Genomic DNA, 256 nt, shown 5'->3' with positions numbered 1-256 from the left:
GAAGATCGAGCGGCTGCCGGACGAGGCGATCGCGCGCTGCACGGGCGGCCTGTTCTGCCCGGCACAGCGCAAGCAGGCGCTGTGGCACTTCGCGCAGCGTCGCGCGCTCGACATCGACGGGCTCGGCGAGAAGATCATCGATCAGCTCGTCGAACTGAATCTCGTGCGCACGCCGGCCGACTTGTTCAATCTCGGTTTCGCGACGCTCGCGGAACTCGACCGGTTCGCCGAGAAGTCCGCGCAGAATTTGCTCGAC

General features: G+C 66.0%; 1 pseudogene. It reads left to right on the top strand.

From position 1 onward, the window contains the following. Positions 1-256: pseudogene (gene ligA / locus SB751_RS32700) on the top strand (NAD-dependent DNA ligase LigA); the annotation flags it as partial.

The sequence above is a fragment of the Cupriavidus sp. SIMBA_020 genome, assembly GCF_046535395.1.
In the GTDB taxonomy this organism is placed as follows: domain Bacteria; phylum Pseudomonadota; class Gammaproteobacteria; order Burkholderiales; family Burkholderiaceae; genus Cupriavidus; species Cupriavidus campinensis.
Note: the sequence above shows the minus strand (reverse complement) of the source record. Positions and strands in the feature narration are given on the sequence as shown.